Here is a 7,507-nt window from a genome sequence, read left to right as displayed (position 1 = left end):
GGATCAAGTCATAAACTTGTGGAGGTAGATCATTTTTAAGCATAAAGTTCAGTTAACCTAAACAGGAAAAACTCAATGTTTCTTACGCCTCTGAATTGACTTCGGAATGCTTTGATTTTGGCATTGAAAGACTCTGCAGATGCATTGGTAGACCTGTTATCAAAGTAATTTAGGATGGTTCGATAATGGTTCTGAATCGACCTTGAAATGGTATTGAAAGATTTGAATTCGCACTGTCTTACTCTTTCATGCCATTTGGCTAATCTTGCCAAACCATAAAGTTTATCTGTAGTTTTCTCAAAGATATTACTCAGGCTCATGCTTAAATCAAAGGCCTCTTTTAAAGAAGGATACAGTTCAAAAAGGAGTTTAGCGCGTTCCTTTTGGCTTTCCGTCCAGTCAGTGGACTTTTTATACAGCACATATCTTGCCCTGGCCAGCAGTTGTTTAAGGGTATCCCCATTAGGCAGTATCTCTGCTTTGAAGCTGGTTTTACTCTTTCGGGCCTTGTCTATCGCCTTGTTTTCTTCTTCCAATGCTTCCCATCGATATTTGATCCTCATTTCCTGAAGCGCTTCAGTAGCCAGTTTCTGGACATGGAACCTGTCGGTGACTCTAACAGCATTACGAAAACAGCGTTTGGCAATGAGCTCCATGTTTCCGGCCATATCAAGAGTGATTTCAGTTACTTTCAGCCGCTGCCTTTCTGGGATCTTCTGAAGTACTTCAATGACTGTTTCAGCCTTTGTCCCTGCTACAATGGCTACAATCGCGCCTTTTTTGCCTTTTGCTGCTTTATTAGTTACGATTGTATAGAGTTCTCCATGGGAAAGAGAAGTTTCATCAATAGAGAGATGTTCACCTAAATTTTCCGGATACAATAGCCACTTACTGGCATGGCATTTCTGCTTCCAATTCTTGAATCCGCTCAGGAAATCTTTATAATAACGGCTTAGGCATTTACCTTTCACCCCATAAAACCCACCGATACTTTCTGTAGAATTAGCCTTGGTAGAGACTGATTTGTTTTAAAAAAGCCGCAAATCCCTCTGTTATTCGCGTTCCTTCTGCAACCAGGTGCCAATCCCGGTAGGCTACTTTTCCTGTACTGATATTGAGCCAGCGCCTGCGTTTGATATGAAAATACACTTTATGCCCACGAATAGGGAAATCCTGAACGGTGATTGTCGGGAAGAAGCCCTTAGACTGCAACTTATCATTTTCAAATACTTTAGGAATAATGTTCATTTCTTCCAGATCCAGGTGCAGAATTTCTCCCTCCTTGCGTACATCTTTCATTTCAAAATGTTCGAGAATAAAGTCGGGAAGAAATAAACTAAGTAAGGGAAGGTAGCTCTCTTGCATCGTGTGTAAAATGATAAGTCACAAAGCTAGAAATTTAACCCCTGCTCCACAAGTTTATGACTTGATCCTTGATCAGTGAAACAGTTTCAAAGAAACATAATCCCAGGTTTGTATAAACCAGAATGCAAAAACATATTAAGCAATCTTACTGCGCATTTCGGATACTTTGATACAATTTCTGAAAATCTGCATAACTTGTTTCGAAGCATCTTGATCACTTAGATCAATTGATAATCAAATATTTATTCAATCAAACAGCATATACTCTTATTGGTCATTTTGGGACTGAATATGGTGGTCACAGGATCCGAAATCTCCGGCCAGTTCTCTAGGTAATGCATCTCCCTTGAGATCAAGAACGTTGAGGAACGGGGCAAGCATTTTAGTCATACTTTTAACCTCAATGGAAATCGCTGTCCCAATAACTTCATAGCATATTCCTCGTTGATATACTTCATGTGTCCCATACAATTTTTAGAAGATCTAATTGTTATCCCTTCCTAAAAGGTCTCCAGGTCAGCAAGCAGCTCCTTGCAGTCCATGTACCTCATCTCGAATGGATTAAGGCATTTTTTGATTACAGCGATAGTTTTTTCAGATATTCCCAATGGCCGTAGTGTAGACATAAAATCACTGCCCGCTGGAGGCTGACCAGTTAGAAGTGTATACCAAATGGCTCCTAAGGAATATATATCAGACCGCTTGTCTATCAATTTGGGATTAGCTACCAACTCTGGTGCGTTATAATAGCCGCTAATGGTTTGGGCGCCAGTTTTGGTAAGTCTAGAATGCAGTTCATTTTCTATGAATATCCCTAATCCAAAATCAATTACGCGGAATTGATTTGGTTTTGCCGCCATTATATTACTAGGTTTTAGATCTCTATGGATAATACCATTTTCATGGGCATGAGCGATAGCACTGACAATGTGCTTCAAAGCCACTATACTTTTTTCCTCGCTTTGTGTTCCAAATTCGGTAAGAACCTCGTTTAGATTTTTACCGTCAAAATACTCCATTCTAATAAATGGTCGATTACTGATCAGACCTGCATCATATATACGAATGATATTCGGGTGGTTAAGTTTGAACAAAATCCTTGATTCCTGGAAAAAACGTTCAAGCTCCCGTTGATCAGTTCCACCATCATAGAACGCAGGTGCGAAAACTTTCACGGCAAAGGGCATTTTGAGTAAGCGATGTTCATACTTATACACAACACCAAAACCGCCTGTACCAATAATATTCTGCTTTTCGTAATTCTTGCTGAATTCTAATGCGCCTTCACCAGACTCATATTCGATCGCATCTAGCATCGGGTTAACCTGATCTGCAAGGATCTGCCTCCTGCCATCATAACTAGGTGATTCATTTTTTATCCACTGCCAAAAATCACTTGTGGTCCTGCAAGTTCTCAGAAATCGAGGCACCAATTTTTCCAATTTGGGGCTTGCCAGAATGATTTTTCTTATCCGCTGATATTCTTCTTCTTCAAATCCTTTTCCAGTAGCATGGGAAACTAAGCCATTCTTAAATGTCTCTAATAATATCAGTAGGTTGTCATCAGTCAACACTGAAGGTAGCGTGTTATTCATTTAATCTCACTAACTGTTTTAAATTGGCATTATCAATTTGTTTTCAATTCGTTTTAAAGAGAATTCAACATCTCTAGTAGCCTCTTCGAATGCTTCATCGGAATTTTCAAAAGATGCAAAGACGATTATTTGTTGATCTTTAAATTTTGACAGTTCTTGTAAGAATGCCCTGAAGTTTTCAATAGACATATCCTGCTGTTTCGGCTCATCTAACATAAGTAACCGCGGATGATTTGTGTCAAAGTTTACCGCTGTCTTTAGAATTGAAGTAAAGTAAGCCCAAATACACCTGATGAAATCACTGGCAGATGAATCAAATTTAATGTTGTAATATAAGTTTTCACCAGAAATCTTTTGAGCTACAGGGAGATAGTTTTCTAAAGAAATTCGAATTGCTTCAAAAGGTTTACTTTGATAGTTAAATTTGCGAATTAAGCTGATGAAGTAATTTTGTAAATAAGTCAACTTTTCTCGATCCGTAGTTGAAAAGAAGTCCCTTGGCAATCCTGACTCTTCCTCTAAAATAGTTTCATACTCTGATGATAAAAATCTTAACCGTTCTAATAATAAGTTAAACTCTTCGATATTCTTCGTGAAGAACTCTATTTTCTTCCTAAGATTCAGACGTTTTTCAATCTCCAAAATTGAAGGTAGTCTCTCATCCTGAATTAATTCCTGTTTCAAACCACGGATTGACTGGCGAACGTCCATGATTTTTCTTTCATAATCATCAAGTTTTTGCCTTTTTTCCTGAATTTTTCGCTTTTGTCCTTCACTATAAACCTCGATCATTTTTTGTTGAGCTTCTATGTATGAGATGTTATCTTCAAGACGCATAGTAGGCTGATCTATTTCAAGAGGCAATAATGAGTCGTTAATCTCTTGATGACAAGTAGGGCACAAGTTAGAAGCTGTCTCAGCGGGTAAATCAAAACCTAAGCTTTTAACTTTTAAAGCACCCCTGTTTTTTCTCAAATCTTCTTGGACAGCTTCAAGCTGGGTTGAATATTGCTTTAGTTTTTCTGTATCAAAGTTTATTTCAGGACTAAGTAGCTCGTAATTTAATGTTAATTGATTTAGCTTGTCGATGAGTTTTCTAAATTCAATTTCATTTTGCTGAATATTACTGCCCACCGTTGAGACCTGAACCTCGCTCATTAAATTTAGTGAATGCTTCAGTTGCTCATTGTAATCAACTAAACTTAATTCCTTGCCATCCTCCTCAATTGCAATAAAAATATCTCCAGTTGTATTTACAATTCTGGGAGTGTTTTCGAGACCTCTAAAATTACCCCCAACTTTCCTTGTCAATTGTAAGAACTGGCTAAAGAGTGAATTCCATTTCGTTAGCAAATTCTGTTTGTCATAGTTGTTAGATCTTTTTTTCTGTTCATTTTCAAATACATTTAACGAAAGCAAAAATTCTACAACTCTACTTTCCGTATTTCGCATAGCATAATATGGCATCGTTGCAAAAAAATCTGACCAGCCAGACTTTTGTTCAATTATGAATGCGGGAGCTATTTGTTGAAGATACAGCTTTGTTAAATCCCCATCTTTGTTTACCGTTTCTGGTAGCGCCCATTTAAGAAAATCCGCTAAATAAAGATGAAAACCATAAATTTCGTCCGTTGCACCACCTTTATCATGAATGTACATTGGCCTACTAACTAAAGCTTGGTTGTTTCCAGTAAGTAGTGCCCCATCGTAAACATCTACAAGTTGAGACTTTCTATTTTCTGTAGTAACACCTCTTCTAATCGTAATTATCGTCTCATTTTCAATTTCTAGGTAGATGAATGACTGCAGCACCTGATGAAATGTATCTTTGGGAAACTCGACTTGATCCTTTAGGGCGGACTGCATTGTCTTTTCATTCTTGCCTCCCAATAATTCTTCAAATCCTAGCCCATATATTATGCTCTGAAATAAACTTGATTTACCAGAACTATTGTCGCCTCGAACAATATTTAGTCCTTTATCAAATTTAATTTCATTGCCATATAGACCATCATTGGTGTTTACTTCAATTTTGATTGCGTTAATTTTCAACATAAAATAAGGACCATTGCTTGGTCATTGAGTTAATACGTGAGTCAGTTATAGTGTTTTTCCCAATCGAGTTTAAAAATGCTTTTTCATACTCGAATAGTTCTTTATCAGCCATAAGCATATTAAAAAAATTAATCCCTTTATCCGATGTCAAAACATAATTTTTTCCATCAGTCAATTCGCATATTTTTTCGGCTGTAGCTAATTGAAGCGCACGGTTAAGTGCTGGTTCAATTCCCCATACAGAAAATTCTCCCCGGAAATCATTGTTGACGAAGCTTGTAAGTAACGAAGCATGTTTTTTCGATGTAAGCGCCCATGAAAAAAGGTGTAATTTTAATAAGCTTGATTTGTTGCCCCTAGAACATAACTTTAATATAAGAACAATTAAGGCTATTTTATACATTGGCCTATAGTCAGCTGGAATTGGAATAGGCCGCTTTGTAAATGAAAGTTTTTTTATAATTAGCTCTTCCATCATTCAAAACTTATTGGACAACGCAATATCCAGTCAGACATTACATAATCGGTTAATCGGTCAATCATCAGGTCATCTAAGAAAGTGAAAGACTCTTTAAGCTTTTCTCTTAATTCTAATTCAATCCCATCATATAAACCGTTGTTATCAGTGCCATCGCTTACTGCGCATTTATTTTCAACTTTTTTTTCAAATTGTCCAACGACTTTGACAAATTTCTCATATTGATCTTGAAAATTTTCTTTCCATTTCCTTACCATAATATCTCCGTTCAGAAAGTTAGATATTGTATTCTGTGTCAATAGATTTACGTTCTCATCAAATTTCCTAGACGTCTTAGGAACACGTTGTCCATGTTTATTAATGGCATGATCAACTAACGTTATTGCTTGAGATTTCCAATCGGCAATCTCCTTTTCGGTCGTTTTTGATGGATCTATATCTATTTTTTGTTTCCTAAATTCTAAAACAATTGGAATTTGTTCGGCAAAGAATTCAATGTCATAAACAAGAACATCAAAATCTGTAGCTAATAAATCATTATTAAGTTTTCTTAGTTCTTCAGCTTTGGCAGCACAGTGTTTAACCAGGTCTTTCTTTTTATATTCGGGTGTGACAAATATCCATTTAGTGATTTTGGTGTTCTTTAAATAAGCCTTTAACTCTTTTTGATAATTAGTTAGCTTACCTAGATCTGTTGTTATTTTATCCCGTTGAACTTCGTACAACTTATCTGGATTATATTCCATATCTGGACAATAACATTGAAAAACAATTCCCGATCTAGTGAAACCTTCAATTCCTAAATCGCCTTGCCAAGCAGGCATTTCTTGGTAACCATCATCTTCATATTTCAGCTTAAAGCAAATCTGGCAAAAGCCTTCCCAGTTGTCTCCACTAAAATTTCCATATGCAGTTTTATACATTTAATATGAGGTTGTTAAATTAAACTTGCAAGAAAGGTAAAGATAAATTTTTAATTTTTTTTGTTCAATGCAGCTAGTGGTAAATGTGGATTAGAGTTCACCACTGTTTAAAAGGCTACTTCCTCAATTTGAGATAAATTACGCAGTATTCTGTTTTAGTGTTTGGCCTCTATAATTATTTTTTAAATAATCTTATTTGTTTTTTAAATCAGTATTTATACTTTAGATTAATGAATCGAGCGCCCCAGTTTTGAGTGACTGAAATGCAAGATCACATCAATAAACGACAATTCAAACAGCAATTTTTGTTAAACTGCTGGAATGGTTGTCCTTAAACATTCACGACAGTCAAAAAGTCCAGTTTTAACATTAATAGCAATGAAATTCGAAATCACGAAAGCTTGCGCAGATTCCCTGCGCACCTTCACCCAAAACAACTATAGTATCCAATTAAAATCGTCCCACGCACATGAACTTGTAGCGGCGTATTTTGGCTACTCCTCACGTGCCGTGATCGCAGACAAACGATGCCCCATTGACACCCTAAAAGTTGCGAACGATTAAGAACGATTACAGCTGATTTGTATCGTTATTTAAAATATAGGTAGTTTGAGGCCCCTTCCAACTTTAGTAATTATTTTTTTATCGATCAATTGCTGAATTTCCTTGTCTCGCATAGGCATACTGCTCAAAATATCATTCCTAAATATTCAGCATTAAGCTTTAACTTTGTTTAACAAATCAACGCATCAACCGAGAACTATATAATGGAAAATTCAACAATCCCCAGGATGGAGCTGGAAACGTTTGCAGCCAATAGCTTTAAGACACCACTGCTCAATGTAGAGCACTTCCCTGTTGATTCCAGCCATTTTGTTATCCAGAATCGCAATGAATATCCGGTAAAAGATTATATCTCCCCTCATCGCCGTCAGTTTTATAAAATATTTCACATGACGTCAGGCACGGGCATACTAACTATAGGTTTGCATAAATACGAAATGGGACCTAATGAGATCGCCTTTTTGCATCCCGACGAGATCATGTCCTGGCAAACGACATCAGAAGAAACCGGTGGGCACTTTTGCCTC

Annotated in this window: 7 protein-coding genes; 1 reads left to right on the top strand and 6 read right to left on the bottom strand. The window is 36.8% G+C overall.

Annotated features, from left to right (window positions below; genetic code table 11):
* Window positions 1-35 precede the first annotated feature (35 nt).
* The 6 genes from ACR2F7_RS10180 to ACR2F7_RS10155 all read right to left on the bottom strand — a co-directional run bounded on the left by ACR2F7_RS10180 (window position 36) and on the right by ACR2F7_RS10155 (window position 6,416).
* On the bottom strand, window positions 36-971 hold the full coding sequence (locus ACR2F7_RS10180) for an ISAon1 family transposase (protein ID WP_432713462.1): 936 nt from the start codon (window positions 969-971) through the stop codon (window positions 36-38).
* A gap of 31 nt (window positions 972-1,002) precedes the next feature.
* A complete protein-coding gene (locus tag ACR2F7_RS10175; RefSeq protein ID WP_432713461.1) occupies window positions 1,003-1,365 on the bottom strand; it encodes an ISAon1 family transposase N-terminal region protein in 363 nt (120 codons plus the stop codon).
* A gap of 500 nt (window positions 1,366-1,865) precedes the next feature.
* Window positions 1,866-2,960, bottom strand: a complete 1,095-nt coding sequence (locus ACR2F7_RS10170; protein WP_432713460.1) for a serine/threonine-protein kinase — start codon at window positions 2,958-2,960, stop codon at window positions 1,866-1,868.
* An 18-nt stretch (window positions 2,961-2,978) separates the two neighbouring features.
* Entirely contained in the window at window positions 2,979-5,015 is a 2,037-nt protein-coding gene (locus ACR2F7_RS10165) for an AAA family ATPase (RefSeq protein ID WP_432713459.1), read from the bottom strand.
* Window positions 5,002-5,493 carry a hypothetical protein gene (locus ACR2F7_RS10160; RefSeq protein WP_432713458.1) on the bottom strand — a complete coding sequence of 164 codons (492 nt, stop codon included), beginning with the start codon at window positions 5,491-5,493 and terminating at the stop codon, window positions 5,002-5,004. The genes ACR2F7_RS10165 and ACR2F7_RS10160 overlap by 14 nt, the downstream gene beginning before the upstream one ends.
* Complete coding sequence (locus tag ACR2F7_RS10155; RefSeq protein WP_432713457.1) at window positions 5,490-6,416, bottom strand: hypothetical protein; 927 nt, start codon at window positions 6,414-6,416, stop codon at window positions 5,490-5,492. Before ACR2F7_RS10155 ends, ACR2F7_RS10160 begins: the two co-directional genes overlap by 4 nt.
* Window positions 6,417-7,183: 767 nt before the next feature.
* Between ACR2F7_RS10155 and ACR2F7_RS10150 the strand changes: the two genes are divergently transcribed.
* Window positions 7,184-7,507: AraC family ligand binding domain-containing protein (locus tag ACR2F7_RS10150; protein ID WP_432713456.1), on the top strand; the 324-nt coding region annotated here is incomplete at its 3' end.

Source organism: Pedobacter sp. (genome assembly GCF_045628745.1).
Taxonomy (GTDB): Bacteria; Bacteroidota; Bacteroidia; order Sphingobacteriales; family Sphingobacteriaceae; genus Pedobacter.
The sequence above is the reverse complement of the archived record's forward strand: the minus strand, read 5'-3'. Positions and strand labels throughout refer to the sequence as shown.